15 protein-coding genes and 1 tRNA gene are annotated in these 14,454 nt (G+C 74.6%); 3 read left to right on the forward strand and 13 right to left on the reverse strand.

The window, feature by feature from the left end:
* Positions 1 to 12: 12 nt before the first annotated feature.
* The 10 genes from KYT88_RS05875 to KYT88_RS05920 all read right to left on the reverse strand — a co-directional run bounded on the left by KYT88_RS05875 (position 13) and on the right by KYT88_RS05920 (position 9,114).
* The gene (locus KYT88_RS05875; RefSeq protein WP_043587663.1) at positions 13 to 891 is read right to left on the reverse strand and encodes an SDR family NAD(P)-dependent oxidoreductase; all 879 of its coding nucleotides are present in this window, start codon (positions 889 to 891) and stop codon (positions 13 to 15) included.
* On the reverse strand, positions 888 to 1,280 hold the full coding sequence (locus tag KYT88_RS05880; RefSeq protein WP_043587661.1) for a Fe-S oxidoreductase: 393 nt from the start codon (positions 1,278 to 1,280) through the stop codon (positions 888 to 890). The genes KYT88_RS05875 and KYT88_RS05880 overlap by 4 nt, the downstream gene beginning before the upstream one ends.
* Positions 1,277 to 2,710 carry a dihydrolipoyl dehydrogenase family protein gene (locus KYT88_RS05885; protein WP_043587660.1) on the reverse strand — a complete coding sequence of 478 codons (1,434 nt, stop codon included), beginning with the start codon at positions 2,708 to 2,710 and terminating at the stop codon, positions 1,277 to 1,279. The genes KYT88_RS05880 and KYT88_RS05885 overlap by 4 nt, the downstream gene beginning before the upstream one ends.
* 57 nt (positions 2,711 to 2,767) lie before the next feature.
* Positions 2,768 to 3,607: a crotonase/enoyl-CoA hydratase family protein gene (locus KYT88_RS05890; protein ID WP_043587657.1), complete on the reverse strand. Its 840-nt coding sequence runs from the start codon at positions 3,605 to 3,607 to the stop codon at positions 2,768 to 2,770.
* Positions 3,608 to 3,675: 68 nt separating this feature from the next.
* Positions 3,676 to 4,518 (reverse strand): arginase family protein, encoded by an 843-nt coding sequence (locus KYT88_RS05895; protein WP_043587655.1) that lies wholly within the window; start codon positions 4,516 to 4,518, stop codon positions 3,676 to 3,678.
* Between the two features lie 104 nt (positions 4,519 to 4,622).
* Positions 4,623 to 5,273, reverse strand: a complete 651-nt coding sequence (locus KYT88_RS05900) for an NADPH-dependent F420 reductase (RefSeq protein WP_043587653.1) — start codon at positions 5,271 to 5,273, stop codon at positions 4,623 to 4,625.
* Positions 5,274 to 5,367: 94 nt separating this feature from the next.
* Entirely contained in the window at positions 5,368 to 6,111 is a 744-nt protein-coding gene (locus tag KYT88_RS05905; RefSeq protein ID WP_043587651.1) for a PspA/IM30 family protein, read from the reverse strand.
* A gap of 84 nt (positions 6,112 to 6,195) precedes the next feature.
* Positions 6,196 to 8,232 (reverse strand): TPM domain-containing protein, encoded by a 2,037-nt coding sequence (locus KYT88_RS05910; RefSeq protein ID WP_043587649.1) that lies wholly within the window; start codon positions 8,230 to 8,232, stop codon positions 6,196 to 6,198.
* An 88-nt stretch (positions 8,233 to 8,320) separates the two neighbouring features.
* Positions 8,321 to 8,878, reverse strand: a complete 558-nt coding sequence (locus tag KYT88_RS05915; RefSeq protein WP_043587645.1) for a 2'-5' RNA ligase family protein — start codon at positions 8,876 to 8,878, stop codon at positions 8,321 to 8,323.
* Entirely contained in the window at positions 8,875 to 9,114 is a 240-nt protein-coding gene (locus KYT88_RS05920; RefSeq protein WP_043560705.1) for an antitoxin, read from the reverse strand. The genes KYT88_RS05915 and KYT88_RS05920 overlap by 4 nt, the downstream gene beginning before the upstream one ends.
* Positions 9,115 to 9,320: 206 nt before the next feature.
* On the opposite strand from KYT88_RS05920, the gene KYT88_RS05925 reads away from it, so the two are divergent.
* The 3 genes from KYT88_RS05925 (at position 9,321) to KYT88_RS05935 (ending at position 11,487) form a co-directional block, all read left to right on the forward strand.
* Positions 9,321 to 9,392, forward strand: a tRNA-Arg gene (locus KYT88_RS05925).
* A 520-nt stretch (positions 9,393 to 9,912) separates the two neighbouring features.
* Positions 9,913 to 10,605, forward strand: a complete 693-nt coding sequence (locus KYT88_RS05930) for a pyridoxine/pyridoxamine 5'-phosphate oxidase (protein WP_043587643.1) — start codon at positions 9,913 to 9,915, stop codon at positions 10,603 to 10,605.
* A 111-nt stretch (positions 10,606 to 10,716) separates the two neighbouring features.
* A complete protein-coding gene (locus KYT88_RS05935) occupies positions 10,717 to 11,487 on the forward strand; it encodes a gamma-glutamyl-gamma-aminobutyrate hydrolase family protein (RefSeq protein WP_043587641.1) in 771 nt (256 codons plus the stop codon).
* A gap of 49 nt (positions 11,488 to 11,536) precedes the next feature.
* Here the strand turns inward: KYT88_RS05935 and KYT88_RS05940 are convergent, their stop codons facing one another.
* The 3 genes from KYT88_RS05940 to KYT88_RS05950 are packed head-to-tail and all read right to left on the reverse strand — an operon-like array spanning position 11,537 to position 14,435.
* On the reverse strand, positions 11,537 to 12,292 hold the full coding sequence (locus KYT88_RS05940) for an SDR family oxidoreductase (RefSeq protein ID WP_043587639.1): 756 nt from the start codon (positions 12,290 to 12,292) through the stop codon (positions 11,537 to 11,539).
* A complete protein-coding gene (locus KYT88_RS05945) occupies positions 12,289 to 13,056 on the reverse strand; it encodes an SDR family NAD(P)-dependent oxidoreductase (protein ID WP_043587637.1) in 768 nt (255 codons plus the stop codon). The genes KYT88_RS05940 and KYT88_RS05945 overlap by 4 nt, the downstream gene beginning before the upstream one ends.
* Positions 13,053 to 14,435: an MFS transporter gene (locus KYT88_RS05950; protein ID WP_182480789.1), complete on the reverse strand. Its 1,383-nt coding sequence runs from the start codon at positions 14,433 to 14,435 to the stop codon at positions 13,053 to 13,055. The genes KYT88_RS05945 and KYT88_RS05950 overlap by 4 nt, the downstream gene beginning before the upstream one ends.
* Between the last annotated feature and the right edge of the window lie 19 nt (positions 14,436 to 14,454).

A 14,454-nucleotide genomic window follows, 5' to 3' on the forward strand; every position in this document is an offset into this window, starting at 1 on the left:
GACGCCGTCGGCTCAGCGCCGGACGGGCTCGTCGGTCCCGGCAGCCAGCTCCAGCGCCGCCCAGAGGTCCCGCCCGAGCTGCGGGTCCCCGGCCTGCGCGGTCGTCTTCCCGTCGGGCGTGAGCTGGTCGAAGTACGTGCCGCTCGGCGCGCCCAGGTCGGGCACCGACGCGAGCTGCACGAGCGGCACGGCGCCCGCCTCCGCGGAGATGCCGTAGGCGCCCATCGAGAGCGCGAGCAGCGCCTTCATCACGGTGCTGTCGGATCCGAACGACGTGCGCACGAGGCCCGGGTGGAACGAGCACGCCTCGATGCCGCGCGGGCCGACGCGCTCGGCGAGGGTGCGCATCATCAGGATCATCATCGCCTTCGACGTGCCGTACGCCTGCCAGCCGCCGAACCAGGGGCGCTTCCGCCAGTCGAGGTCGTCGAGGCGCACGCGGCCCCAGAGGTTCGCGCGGCTCGCGGTGCCGATGACGCGCACCGGGCTCTCGTCGGCGCCGAGCGCGTCCTGCGTCTCCTCGAGGCGCGGCAGCAGGAGGCGCGTGAGGAGGAAGGGCGCGAGGACGTTGCGCTGGAACGTCGTCTCGTGGCCGTCGACCGTCATGGCGCGGCGCGGCACGAGGCTGCCGGCGTTGAGCGCGAGCACGTGGATCCGCGGGCACGTCTCGAGGAGCGTCGCCGCCAGCGCGCGCACCTCGTCGAGCCGGTCCATGTCGGCGAGGACGTGCCGCGCACCGAGCTCGGCCGCGATGCCGCGCGTGCGCTCCGGATCGCGACCGACAACGACCACGTCGGCCCCGCGGTCGTGCAGCTCGCGGGCGGCGATGCGGCCGATGCCGGAGCTCGCGCCCGTGATGACGACCGTGCGGCCGTCGAGCGGGCCGGTCACCGGTAGCCGCCCTTCTCCAGGCCCGCCTCGATCTCGAACCGGTTGCGCAGCGGATCCCGCCCCGCCCACCAGTAGAGCAGCGGCATCAGCAGCCCGTAGCGACGCCACTGCGTGACGTGCACGGCCTCGTGCTCGAGCACCGCGGGTCCGGCGTTGTCCCGCGTGAGGTAGACGCGGCCGACGCACGTGCCGCCGCGCCCGAAGACCCAGGACGGCAGGCCGGTGAGCACGATGAGGTCGCCGTGGCGGCGCACCTCGCCCGTGCTGAGGGGGAGGCCGATGGCGAGCGCGATTCCCGTCGCGACGCCGCTGCCCGCGCGCGAGACGGGCGAGTCCAGCAGGACGCCGCGGACGGCGCCCGCGACGGCGCCGACGCTGGAGCGGATCACGCGGTCGGCCGCCCGTACGTCTCGAGCAGGCGCAGCCACACCTCGCTGATGGTGGGGTACGACGGCACCGCGTGCCAGAGGCGCGTGAGCGGCACCTCGCCGACGACCGCGATCGTGGCGGAGTGCAGCAGCTCGGCGACGTCCTGCCCGACGAACGTGACGCCGACGATCACGCCGCGGTCCTCGTCGACGACCATGCGCGCCTTCCCGGCGTACCCGTCGGCGTGCAGGCTCGAGCCCGCGACGGATCCGAGGTCGTAGTCGACGACGCGCGTGCGGATCCCCGCGTCGTCCGCCGCCTTCGCGGTGAGGCCGACGCTCGCGACCTCCGGGTCGGTGAAGGTGACCTGCGGGACGGCGCGGTGGTCGGCGGTCGCGACGTGCACGCCCCACGGGGAGTCGTCGACGGTGCCGCCGGTCGCGCGGGCCGCGATGACCTCGCCGGCCGCGCGCGCCTGGTACTTGCCCTGGTGGGTGAGGAGCGCGCGGTGGTTGACGTCGCCGACCGCGTACAGCCACGGGGTCTCGGCGTTCACGTCGCCCGTGACGAGCATCGTGTCGTCCACGTCGAGGTAGGCGCCGGCCTCGAGGCCGACGGTGTCGAGGCCCAGGTCCTCGGTGCGCGGGGTGCGGCCGGTCGCGACCAGCACCTCGGCGGCCGTGAGGGTGGATCCGTCGGAGAGCTCGACGGTGACCTCGTCGCCGTCGCGGGTGACGCGGGAGGGCGATGCCCCGAGGCGCACGTCGACGCCCATGTCCGTGAGGCTGTCGCCGACGAGCTCGCCCGCGAAGGGCTCCTGCCCGCCGAGCAGGCCGCTGCGGGCGACGAGCGTGACGGCGCTGCCGAGCGAGGCGAAGGCGGTGGCCATCTCGGCCGCGACCACGCCGCCGCCGATGACGACGAGGGAGGTCGGCACGACCTCGACGCTCGTTGCCTCGCGGCTCGTCCACGGCTGGGCCTCCGCGAGGCCCGGGATGTCGGGCAGGAGCGCGGCGGTGCCGGTGGAGACGACGACGGCGTGCGCGGCCTCGTGCTGGACGACGGATCCGTCCGGCGCGGTGACGCTGACGCGGCGCGGCCCGGAGATGCGCCCGTGGCCGCGCGCGAGGTCGATGCCGATCCCCTCGAGCCAGCTCACCTGCCCCTGGTCGTCCCAGGAGCTGGTGAAGGAGTCGCGGCGCTTCAGGACCGCGGCCACGTCGAGCTCGCCCGTGACGGCCTCCTTCGACCCGGCGACGGCGCGCGCCGCGCGGAGTGCGCTGCCGGAGCGGAGGAGCGCCTTGCTGGGCATGCAGGCCCAGTAGGAGCACTCGCCTCCCACGAGCTCGGACTCGACGACGAGCACGGAGAGCCCGCCCTGCTTCGCGCGGTCGGCGACGTTCTCGCCGACGGGGCCGGCACCGATGACGATGAGGTCGTAGGAGGTCATGGTGCCGACCCTACGCCGGGCCTCCCGCGCATCGGCCGGGCGGGTTCGGTCGACGGATCAGCGGCCGACGAAGTCCGCGGGACGGCGCTCCGCGGCGGCGCGCATGCCGCGCGCCGCGTCCTCGGATCCCGCGAGCCGCACGAGCTCCGCCGGGAGCGCGGCGGCCGCCGACCCGTGTCCGTCGTGGACGGCGGCGCGGGCGTTCCGGAGCGTCGCCTGCACGGCGAGCGGGGCCTGCGCGGCGATGCGCTCGGCGATCCCGACGGCCGCCGCGAGCTGCTCGCCGTCCGGCACCACGAGCTGCACGATGCGCATGCGCCTGGCCTCCTCGGCGTCGAAGAGGTCGCCCGTGAGGATCCAGCGCATGGCGTCGCCCCAGCCCGCGACCGCGGGGAAGCGGAGGGTCGCGCCGCCGAAGGGCAGGATCCCGCGCGCGACCTCGATCTGCCCGAACCGCGTGCCCGCGGCCGCCACCACGACGTCGCTCGCGAGGGCCAGCTCGATCCCGAGCGTGAGGCACGTGCCCTGCACCGCGAGGACCACGGGCTTGCCGACGCCTTCGCCGACCATCCGCCACGGGTCGACGCCGTCGTCCGGCACCGTGTCGAGGCCGCCCCCTGGACCGCGGCCGATGTGCGGGGCCACGTCGGCGAGGTCGAGCCCGCCCGTGAAGTGGTCGCCGACCGCGTGGACCACGCCGACCCGCAGCTCCGGATCCCGGTCGAGCAGGCCGTACGCGCTCGCGAGCTCGCGGAGCATCCGCATGTCGGCGGCGTTGCGCTTGGCCGGCCGGTCGAGGCCGATGAGCAGCAGGTGCCCGCGCCGCTCGACGCGCACGCGGGGGGCGTCGTCGGCCGGGGGCTCTGCGGTGGATGCGGTGCGGGCGTCGTCGCTCACGGCGGTCTCCTTCGATCGTCCGTCCCAGCCTCGCAGGGCCGGGAGGGCGGCGCGACCTCCCGTCCGGGTCAGACCGGCGCGGTCAGCGCCCCGATGATCCGCAGGATGGTGCCCATGTCGTCCACGGCCGCCGCGGGGGAGGACGGTGCGAACTCGGTGATCCCCGCGCCCGCCAGCCCGAACGACCGGCGCAGCGCCTTGATCGACTCGGTGACGGCCTGGACGTCGAGCCCGAACGGCTCCGGGTGGCCGACGCCGGACATCCCGCCCGGGTCGAGCACGTCGAGGTCGACGTGGACGTAGACGTCGGTGGCGCCGGTCGCCCGCACGGCGGCGACGAGCGACGCGGGCCCCACGTCCTCGGCGTCGACGCGCGCGATGCCGCGCGACTCGACGAGGTCGGACTCCGCGTCGTCGAGGGCGCGCACGCCCGCGAGCACGACGCGGTCGGCCGTGACCGCGCCCGCCGGGAGCTCCAGGCCGTCGACGCCCTCCCCGATGACGGCGCGCAGCACCATGCCGTGGAAGGCGCCCGTCGGCGAGGACGCGGGCGAGTTGAGGTCGGCGTGCGCGTCGAGCCAGACCACCGCGAGACCGGGATGCGCGGCGGCCGCGTGCCCGATGGCCGCGATCTCCACGCCGCAGTCGCCGCCGACCGTGACGACGGGGCCGGATCCGGACGCGGACGCCGCCTGGAGCGCCGCCTCCTGGCGGGTGCGCACCGCGAGCAGCGACGCATAGCGGAGGACGCCCGTGCCGAGCGACTCGCCGGCCTCGACCGGCACGTCCACGACGCGCGTGGCGGATGCGGGCAGGTCGCCGCGTATCGCCTCGGCCCCGTCCGCGAGCCTCATGGCGCGGGACGAGCCCGAGCCCTGCCATTGGGGGACGACGACGAAGGAGGCGGGCACGTCCTCAGTATCCCGTGCGGCGCCGGACATGGCGATGCCCGCCGCCTGCGGTCGTGGCCGCGGGCGACGGGCATCGTCGTGGGGAGGAGCTGTCGCTCCGCCCGCTACTGCATGTCGCGGTAGCGCTTCGCCTCGGCGAGCGCCTGGCGGAGGCCGTCGGCGTCGAGCGCCGGGCCGTAGCCGGGGGTGTCGCGCTGGATGCGCCAGCCCTCCGCGAGCGGTCCCGCGTCGACGGCGTCGTAGCCGAAGGAGTCGAGGATCGAGGTGACGGTCGCCTTCGCCTCGGCGTCGTCGCCCGCGATCACCAGCGCGCGGCGGCCAGGCGTGCCGGCGGGGGTGCCGTGCTCCGTGAGGTCGGCCGCGTAGATGTGGTTGAACGCCTTCACGACCTTCGACTCGGGCAGGTGACGCTGCAGCATCTCCGCGGTCGTCGTGGTCTCGTCGTCGAGCTCGGCGATGTTGCCGTCCCGCTCCGGGTAGTAGTTGTCGGTGTCGATCACGATCTTGCCCGCGAGGGGCGCGACCGGGACGCTGTCGATGTTCTTGAGCGGGATGGTGACGACGACGATCTCGCCGGCCTCGGCGACCTCCTGCACGGTGGCGGCGCGGGCGTGGTCGCCCAGCTCGTCGATGAGGTCGGTGAGGGTCTCCGGGCCGCGGGAGTTGGCGATCACCACGTCGTGGCCGGTGGAGGTGAACAGACGGGCGAGCTGGCTGCCGATGAGTCCGGCGCCGATGATTCCGATGTTGGTCATGCTGAGGGGAACCGGATCCACGGGGGCGGAATTCCCCTCCGGGACGACGACGGGCGCCGCCCCGGAGGACGGCGCCCGTGGATCCGACGGTCGGCTACTCGCCGGACGTGACCTGCTTCGGGGCGGATCCGCCGGACTTGAGGGCGGCGAGGCGCGCCTCGACCTCGGTCAGCTCGCCGAGGTCCTCGAGCTCCTCGAACTGCGCGTCGAGGCTGGAGGCCTGCAGCTCCTCGGCGCCGCGGACGCGGGCCTCCTCGCGGCGGATCTTCTGCTCGAAGCGGCTGACCTCGCTGGTGGGATCCATGATGTCGATGCTCTTCATGGCGTCCTGCACCTGCGACTGCGCCTGCACCGTCTTCTGGCGGGCGTTCAGCTCGTCGCGCTTCGACGACAGCTGCTGGAGCTTGCCGCGCATCGTGTCGAGGCCCTGCTTGAGCTTCTCGACGACCTCGGTCTGCGACGCGATGGTGGGCTCGGCGCCCTTCGCCTCGCTCTCCGACTGCATCTGGCGCTGCAGCGCGACACGGGCGAGCGCGTCGAACTTGTCGGCGTTCGGGGTGTTGCCGGCGTTCCGGTACTCGTCGGCCTTGGTGCTCGCGGCGAGGGCCTTGCGACCCCAGTCCTGCGCCGCCTGGACGTCCTCGCGGTGGTCGTCCTCGATCATCCGCAGGTTGCCGATGGTCTGGGCGACGGCGCTCTCGGCCTCGCGGATGCTCTCCGTGTAGTCGCGGACCATCTGGTCCAGCATGAGCTGCGGGTCCTCGGCCTGGTCGATGAGGTTGTTGATGTTGGCCTTCGCGAGCTGGGCGATGCGGCCGAGGATGGACTGCTTGGACATGGGTGCTGCTCCTTCTCGTCTGGTGCTTCGTCGGAATGGGTTGATCATGGGTCGCTCTCGTTCTCGTCGTCGTGCTGGTCGTCGCTAGAAGTCGCCGCCGCTGAAGCCGCCTCCGCCGCCTCCGCCGAAGCCGCCGCCGCTGAAGCCGCCGCCTCCGCCGAAGCCGCCGCCGCTGAAGCCGCCGCCGCCTCCTCCGCCACCCCAGCCGCCTCCGCCGCCGCTCAGGAGTCCGCCGATGATGCCGCCCATGATCGCGCCGCCGAAGGCGTCCCCGCCGCCGCGGCCGCCCATCATGCCGCCGCCGTATCCACCGCCCTGGTCGAGGTCGCGCTGCGCGGCCTCGATGGCCTGCGCGGCGTACGACGTCGCGGCCTGCGACGCGGCGACGGCGCGCACGGGATCCCGCGGGGCGGCCTCGTGCGCGTCGTCGAGCGCGCGCTGCGCGTGGGCGAGACGTGTGCGCGCCTCCTCGCCGACCCCGCCGCGGCGCGTGGAGATGAAGTCGCGTGCCGTCGCCACCTGGCTCTCGGCGGTCGACAGCGCCCGGGGCAGGTAGCCGATCGCGCGCTGCACCTGCTCCTGCTGCTCCCGCACGGGCGCGAGCGCCTCGTCGAGCCGGGCCTCCGCCTCCTGCAGCAGCGTGACGCTCGTGAGCGGATCCGCGAGCCGGCCCTGCAGCGGCTTCGCGTCGGCGATGGCCTGCTCGGCCGCGTCCACCAGACGGGTCAGCTCCGGCATGCGTCCGCCGCGCTGGGCGGCCCGGGCGTCCTGGATGTCGCTGCGGACGTCGGCGATCTCCTCCTGCACGCGCGTGGACGCGTGCTCGAGGTCGGACGAGACGCGGTCGACGCCGTCGAGGAGCTTGCCGGCCTGGCCGACCGCCTGCTGCGCGGCGCGCACCTTCACGGCGATCTCGCCCGCGGAGACGCTGTCGCCCGCGCGGATCGCCTCGGCGGCCTCCTGCGCCGTGTCGGTCGCGAAGGACAGGAGCGAGCGCGCCTGGTCGACGTTGCCGGTGACGGTCGTCATCGACGGACCGGCGTAGCGGCGTCCGAGGAGGTCCACCGCCTCCTGCGTCCGCTCGATCCGGGTCTTCAGCGACTCCGCGTCGGTGACGATGGCGGCGAGGGTCTGGGGCGCGTTCTTCTCGAGCGCCCGCAGCTCCTCGAACGACTCGGCTTGCGCGTCGAGCTCGGCGCGCGCCTCCTCGCACAGGTCCACGATCCGGGCGGCCCAGGTGCGGCGCTCCTCGTCGGTGTCCTCGATCGTGTCGTCGAGCTTCTGCTTCAGCGCGAACGCCTCGCGGACCTTGCCGCCCGCCGAGACGAGCACCTCTCTATACGGGCCGACCGCGCCGGATCCGAACTCCGCCTCCGCGAAGCCCACCTCCTGCTCGCTGGTCTCGAGCGCGTCGTCGAGCTGCACGAGCATGCTGCCCGCCCGCTGCTCGGCGGTCCTCATCTCCGCCAGCGCTGCCTGCCGCTTCGCGGCGACGGCCTTCCGCTTCTTGCGGCGGCCGACGAGCGTCGTGGCGACGGCGGCCACGAGGATCGCGCCGAGGACGAGCAGGAGGACGAGGCCGAAGTCGATGCCGGAGGAGTTCCCTGACGACGGGGTGGCCCCGGTTCCCGACTCGGTGCCCGTGCCGGTGCGTGCCTGGGACTCGATGCCCTGCGCGGCGGCGACGGCGGCTCCTGACCAGTCGCTGTCCTGCAGCTCCGGCCGGATCCCGTTCTGCAGGAGCTGGTCGCGTGCGGACTCCGACAGCTGCGCGGGAGCCCCGAAGGAGACCTGCCGGCCGTCGACGGCGACGGCGAGCAGCGCGTCGGAGTCCCCGAAGCCGTTGGCGGAGTTCGTCGCGCGGCCCCAGGCCGCCTGATCCGCCTCCCCGGTGAAGGTGTCCACGTACGCGACATGGAGGGTGATGCCGGTGTCCGTCCGGAGCGTGTCGATCGCCTGCTGGATCTGCTGCTCCTGCGCGGGCGTCACCGCGTCGACCTGGTCGAGGATCGTCGCCCCGCCGAAGTCGACCGGCCCCGTCGCCTGCGCGGACATCGGCACCATGGCCCCGGCCAGGCCGAGCGCGAGCGCGGCCCCGATCAATCTCGCGGACCGCGGCATGCGACTCCTCCGTCGTCTCAAGTACGTGCTCCATCCAGGCTAGTGGCGCGGGTGCGTGCGCTGGCCGTGAGGATCCGGGCCGCGCGGGTCACGCGAGCCCCGTCACGGTGCGGTCGCGGGGATCCCAGCGGCGGACGCCCGCGGCCGGGGCGTCGAGCGGGTCGATGCGCCCGAGCGCCGCGACCGCCGCGCCCAGCTGCTCGGCCGTGAGCCGCAGGGCGATGGTCACGTGCGGCGTCCAGGATCCGGGGCGCGTGTGCGGGACGACCTCGACGGGCGCGGCGTCCGCGTCCCGGTCGGCGGACGCCTGGTCGACGGCCGCGTGGATCCGCGCGTGCAGGTCGAGCAGCGCCCCGTCGACCACCACCTGCCGCGCGAGCACGAGGCCCCGCGGCGGGACGCCGAAGACGACGAGGCCGCCGAGCCGGAGCGTCGGCAGGGGAGAGGAGGAGGCGAGGGCGCGGACGGCGTCGTCCGCGGATCCACCGAGCCCGGCGGCCGCCAGCAGCGTCACGTGCGGGCGGTTGGTCTCGCCCGCGTGGTTGGCGAGGCTCGGCAGGCCGGCGTCGGCGAGGGCGCGCCAGGATGCGCGGACCGCGGCGTCGGCGGCCGCGTCCAGCGTGAGCTCGAGGCTGCCGGCGCTCAGGGGCGGGGCGGAGTCGAGGGGGGCGTGTGGCCCTGGCCGCGTCCGCCGTCCGGGCCGAGCTTCCGGAGCTGGTCGTCGGCCGCCTGGCGCGCCTTCTGGATCTTGTCGGCGTGCTTGCTGCCGGTGGCCTTGTCGGCGATGCCGGACACCTTGTCGATGGCGGTGCGGCCGACGTCCTGGCCCTTGGACGTGCGCAGGAATCCGGTGGCGGCGGCGGCGATGCGGGACAGCTTCACGGGTGGTCTCCTCTTGAGGGGATCGGGTGGGACGCCGTGCCCGGGCGGCGCGGCGGTCGTCCTGGGTCCATCCTGGCGTGCCGCGCCTGTGCCGGAGCGGGGAGTCTCCTCGGGAGAGGGAATGCGTCGGCGCTCCCGGCCCGTGGCAGCGGCGCGGCGGGCCTCGTCGCCGGTGCTACCCTGGATCCGCGCTCGCGCGCACCCTGGCCCCCATAGCTCAGGGGATAGAGCACTGCCCTCCGGAGGCAGGGGCGGAGGTTCGAATCCTCCTGGGGGCACACCTTCCCATATCCCGTGTTGGTGCGGTGAGAGGCCGGTCCCGTCCGCGGGGCCGGCCTCTCGTGCGTCCGGGTGCTCCCCGTCTCGCTCGTCGGCGCCGTCGCGGCTCCGCGCGCACGCGGCATCGCCGGTGGTGGATGGCGAGGTGCGGCGGCCGCTGCGCGAGAGGGCGTCCACCGGCACGACGGAGGGCATCGCATCGACTCGACGCGCACGCGTGGCTGGCGGGGCGGCAGGGGCGGAGGTCGCGGTGAACACACGCGGCGGGGCCCGAGACGGGTCTCGGGTTCCCGCCGCGTGGTGCTGGGCCCAACTGGGGGAGCGGGCCTAGAGACGAAGGTAGTCGGCGACCGGCGGGGCGACCACGCCGTCCGGTACTGGAAAAGTCCAGTGGTTCAGGGTCCAATCCGATTCCTGCATCGCGACGAAAGGCTGCGATCCGGTCCGGCAGGATGCGCGGTCGCGAGGCCGAGACCCGGTCGGCCGGGCGTCCGCCGCCAGCCGGCCTAGGCTCGGCGCATGGCTGACGACGACGACTCCACCACGGTCCGCGACCTCCTGAAAGGCGCGAAGCCCGCACCCCACGACTTCCCGCAGCTCGACCCGGCGCACCTGCCGGATGACCCGATCGACCTCGTCATCGCGTGGATCCGCGACGCCGTCGCCCACGACGCCGCCGAGCCGAACGCGGTCGTCCTCGCGACCGCCGACGCGGATGGCCGCCCGACCGCGCGCACGCTGCTGCTCAAGGACGTGACGCGCACCGTCGACGACGAGCCCGGCGCCCTCTGGTTCTCGTCGCTCGCCGACAGCCCCAAGGGGCGCGACCTCGAGGCCAACCCGCGCGCGGCGCTCGTCGCGTACTGGCGGGAGCGCGGGCGGCAGATCCGCGCGACCGGCCCCGTCTTCCACGGCGACCGCGAGGTGAGCGAGCGCGACTTCCTCTCGCGGCACCCGTCGTCGCGCGCCGAGGTCATCGCGGGCGACCAGAGCGAGCCGATGCCCGACGCCGCCGAGCGCGACGCGCGGATCGCCCGAGCGCGGGAGGCCGTGGAGGCGGATCCCGAGCTCGTCGCCGAGTCCTGGCGCGCGTACGTGCTCCAGCCGTCCGTCGTCGAGTTCTGGCAGGCGACCGAGGACCACGGGCAGCTGCGGATCATGTACCGGTCGGGGTCCGACGGATCCTGGTCGCACACGCTCGTCTGGCCCTGACGCCCGCCGCGGCCGGCCGTCGCGGGCGGGCGGCGCGTGTCGCGGCCGCCGCGTGTTGCGTCACATGACGCGCGGCGTGCGATCCCGCGGGCGACGCCGCACACTGGATCCATGCCCGCCCCCCTCCGCCGCCTCGCCGTCGTGCAGGTGACCCGCTCGCGTCCCGAGGCCGCCGCGTACAACACGCTCGTGCAGGGCCTCAACGCGCGCGTCGCCGAGGTCGCCGACGCCGCGGGCTGGCTGGTCGAGAACATCGCCGCGGAGGACGAGGGCGTCGAGTCGCTGCTGGCCCGCACGCGCGAGGCCGACGCGGTCGTCATCATGGGCGGCGAGGACGTCGCCCCGCGCTTCTACGGCGGGCCCGCCGAGTACGAGGGCCGGTCGACGCACCGCGAGGTCGCGGACGCCGGGCAGATCGCGCTCGTCCGCCGCGCGGTCGCCGAGGGCACGCCGCTGCTCGGCATCTGCCGCGGCGCCCAGATCGTCAACGTCGCGCTCGGCGGCACCCTCCAGCAGCACATCGAGGGAGTGGGGGAGCACCGCAACGACGCGACGGAGATCACGGCCGTCATGCGGGACCACGACGTGCGCGTCGCCGCGGGCAGCCGGCTCGCGCGCGTGCTGGGATCCACCGACGTCGTCGTGCGGAGCGCCCACCACCAGGCGGTCGACCGGCCGGGCACGGGACTCCGCGTGGTCGCGGTCGCGCCCGACGGCGTGCCGGAGGCCGTCGAGCACGAGAGCGCGCCCGTCATCGGCGTCCAGTGGCACCCGGAGGACCCGGGCGCCGCGCGCGACCAGCTCCCCGCGCTGCTCGACGCGCTCGCCGACGCCTGCGCGCTGCGCGAGCCCGCCGACGCCGCGCGCACCGCGGCCGCCTGAGCCGGCACCGGACAGGACGACCGCGGCGCGCATCGCCGCGAGCCCCGGGTCAGGGCATCACGTCGCCGCTGTTGGGCCCGAGCGTCTGGCCCACGAAGAGGTTCCCGTCGGGATCCGCCGCCAGCAGCACCGCGGTCGGCGCGACCTCGTCGACCGTGCCGAAGCGGCCGAGCGGCAGCTCCCGGCGCTTGGCGTCCTTCCAGTCCTCCGAGATGGCGTCCACGAGCGGCGTGGAGATCGGACCCGGCGCGATCACGTTCGCGAGCACGTTCGAGCCGGACACCTCGAGCGCGAGCGACTTGGTGAACGCGATGACCCCGGCCTTCGCGGCGGCGTAGTGCGCGAGCCCCACGCCGCCCTTCTGCCCGAGCTGCGACGCGACCGTGATGATCCGGCCGTCGCGCCGCTCGAGCATCCCCGGCAGCACGGCCCGCGTGAGGAGGAAGACGCTCGTGAGGTCGACGTCGATCGTGCGCTGCCAGGTCGCCAGCGTCATCTCCGCGACGGGCGCCTCGGTGAGGATGCCGTGGGAGTTGACGAGCACGTCGATCCGGCCGAGCACGCGGCCGGCCTCCGCGACGGCGTCGGCGACGCGCGCCTCGTCGGACACGTCGGCCACGACAGCGCCCACCGCGCCGATCCGCCGCGCCTCCTCGTGCACGGCGGGCGCGAGGTCGAGCAGCACCACCTCGGCGCCCGCGAGCACGAAGTGGCGCGCGATGGCGGCGCCGATCCCGCTGGCCGCGCCCGTCACGAGCGCGGTGCGCCCGCGCAGCCGGTCGCTGCGGGGCACTGGCGCGCTCACTCCTGCATCCGGATCGTCAGGCCGCCGTCGACGGTGAGCGTCTGGCCCGTCACGTAGCCGGCGTCCTCGGAGGCGAGGAACGCGATGACCGACGCGACCTCCTCGGGGCGGCCGACGCGTCCAGCGGGGATCCTGTCGCCCGCGCGCCGGAGGCCGTCCGCGCCGAGCGAGTTCACCGCGTCGAGCGACTGAGGGGTCTCGATGAGGCCCGGGATGACGGTGTTCGCCCGGATCCCGCGCGGCGCGAGCTCCACGGCGGCGCTCCGCACGAGGCCGACGACCCCCGCCTTCGCCGTCGCGTAGTGCGCGTGGTCGCCCCAGCCGTAGACGCCGCCCGCGATGGACGACACCGCCACGATCGAGGCGCCGCGGCCGAGGAGCGGCTCGGCCGCGCGGATGACGCGCATCACGCCGCCGAGGTCGACGCCCAGCACCTCGTCCCACCGCTCGTCCGTCATCGCCCCGAGCGGGGCGCGGCGGAGGATCCCGGCGGCCGCGATCACGTGGTCCACCTGGCCGTACTCCTCGAGCGCGGCCCGCACGAACGCGTCGACGGACGCGGTGGAGGCGACGTCGAGGTCCACAGCGATGCCCGTGCCGCCGACCGCGCGCACGGCATCGAGGGTCGCGCCCGCGTCGTGCGGGTCCCCGGGGAAGCGGCCGACGACCACGCGGTCGCCCCGCGCGGCGAGGCGCACGGCGGTCGCCCGGCCGATGCCGGAGGCCCCGCCCGTGACGAGCGCGACGGGTGCCGCGCCCGTCACGCGGCCGCCTCGCGGGTCTCGCCCGTCGGCTTCGCGAGCAGCATCACGAGCGCCGAGGCGAGGATCCCGCCCGCGCCCACCCACAGCGCCGCCTGGCCGAACGACATGGCGCTCGCCGTGAGGCCCGTGAGCAGGAAGCCGCCGATGATGGCGCCCGGCTGGCTCATCGCGCCGATGAAGCTGGATCCGGTCGCCCGGCAGTCGCTGTCGAAGCAGCCGGCCTGGAAGAACAGGATCGCCGCGTAGGGCCCGAGCAGGAAGAACAGCCCGACCATGTAGGCGCCCATCACGAACGTCGGGTCGTCGGGCCCCAGCAGCATGACCGCGAACGCGAGGCCCGCGACGAGCCAGCCGCCGACGATGACGTTGCGGCGGCCGAGGCGATCGCCCAGCCAGCCGTGCACGAGGTAGCCGAGCACGCCCACGCAGTTCGAGGCGATGATCAGCAGCAGCGCGTTGGACGCGTCGATGTGCTTGCCCGACTCGAGCACGGTGGTGCCGAGCACCGAGAAGGTCTGGATCCCGAACCAGTTGAGCAGCCACGCCACGCTCAGCACGATCGTGCTGCGGAGGTGCTTGCCCTGGAAGATGCGCGCGATGGGGGCCGACTTCTGCACGTCGAGGCCGGTGGCGCGAGCGAAGGCTGCCGCCTCGTCGTGCAGGCCCGCGGCGCGCAGGCGGCGGATCCGCTGCTGGGCGACGAACTGCGGGCTCTCCCGGAGCGTGAGGCAGATCGCGGCGACGACGAGCGCGGGCACGGTCGCGAGCCCGAACGCGATGCGCCAGCTGCCCGGCCCGAACGCCGTCGTGATCAGGCCCACGAATGCCGCGGCGAGCAGGGCGCCGAGCGGCCAGCCCGTCTGCACCATCGCGTACACGAAGCCCTTGTTGCGGCGGATCCGCTCGTCCTCCGTCTGCTCGTAGATCTCGTTGAGGTACGTGGCGTTGATGGACTGCTCGGCGAGGCCCAGGCCGCTGATGCTGCGGATCCCGACGAGCGAGACCGCCCCGGCGCTCAGCGCGGTCGCGCCCGACGACAGCGCCGTGCCGGTGACGGACACGACCATGCCGATCCGGCGGCCGAGCCTGTCGACCATCGGGCCGACGAGCAGGACGACGACCGCGGTGCCGACGCTGACGAGGGTCGACACGAGAAGCGACTCGCTCGTGTCCCAGCCGAAGTCGCGCGAGATGTCGGGCAGCAGCGTGCCGAAGAGGATGAAGTCGTAGACGGCGATGGTCCACGCGAGGAAGGCGATGCCCGTGACCCGGCGGGTCTGGCGGACGCTGACCTTCTCGAGGCCGGCGGGCAGCGCGCCGGAGGATGCGGCGCCGGTGTCCGCGGTTGCGGTGCCGGGACGGGAGGTGTCGGTGCTCATGGTGGTGGTCTCCTGCGGT

This window comes from Clavibacter sp. A6099, from assembly GCF_021919125.1.
In the GTDB taxonomy this organism is placed as follows: Bacteria; Actinomycetota; Actinomycetes; order Actinomycetales; family Microbacteriaceae; genus Clavibacter; species Clavibacter seminis.

Excerpts from the sequence above, each read along its gene's own strand:
- KYT88_RS05885 (WP_043587660.1), bottom strand. The coding sequence starts at position 2,710 with ATGACCTCCTACGACCTCATCGTCATCGGTGCCGGCCCCGTCGGCGAG.
- KYT88_RS05900 (WP_043587653.1), bottom strand. The coding sequence starts at position 5,273 with ATGACCAACATCGGAATCATCGGCGCCGGACTCATCGGCAGCCAGCTC.
- KYT88_RS05905 (WP_043587651.1), bottom strand. The coding sequence starts at position 6,111 with ATGTCCAAGCAGTCCATCCTCGGCCGCATCGCCCAGCTCGCGAAGGCC.
- KYT88_RS05910 (WP_043587649.1), bottom strand. The coding sequence starts at position 8,232 with ATGCCGCGGTCCGCGAGATTGATCGGGGCCGCGCTCGCGCTCGGCCTG.
- KYT88_RS05930 (WP_043587643.1), top strand. The coding sequence starts at position 9,913 with ATGGCTGACGACGACGACTCCACCACGGTCCGCGACCTCCTGAAAGGC.
- KYT88_RS05935 (WP_043587641.1), top strand. The coding sequence starts at position 10,717 with ATGCCCGCCCCCCTCCGCCGCCTCGCCGTCGTGCAGGTGACCCGCTCG.
- KYT88_RS05950 (WP_182480789.1), bottom strand. The coding sequence starts at position 14,435 with ATGAGCACCGACACCTCCCGTCCCGGCACCGCAACCGCGGACACCGGC.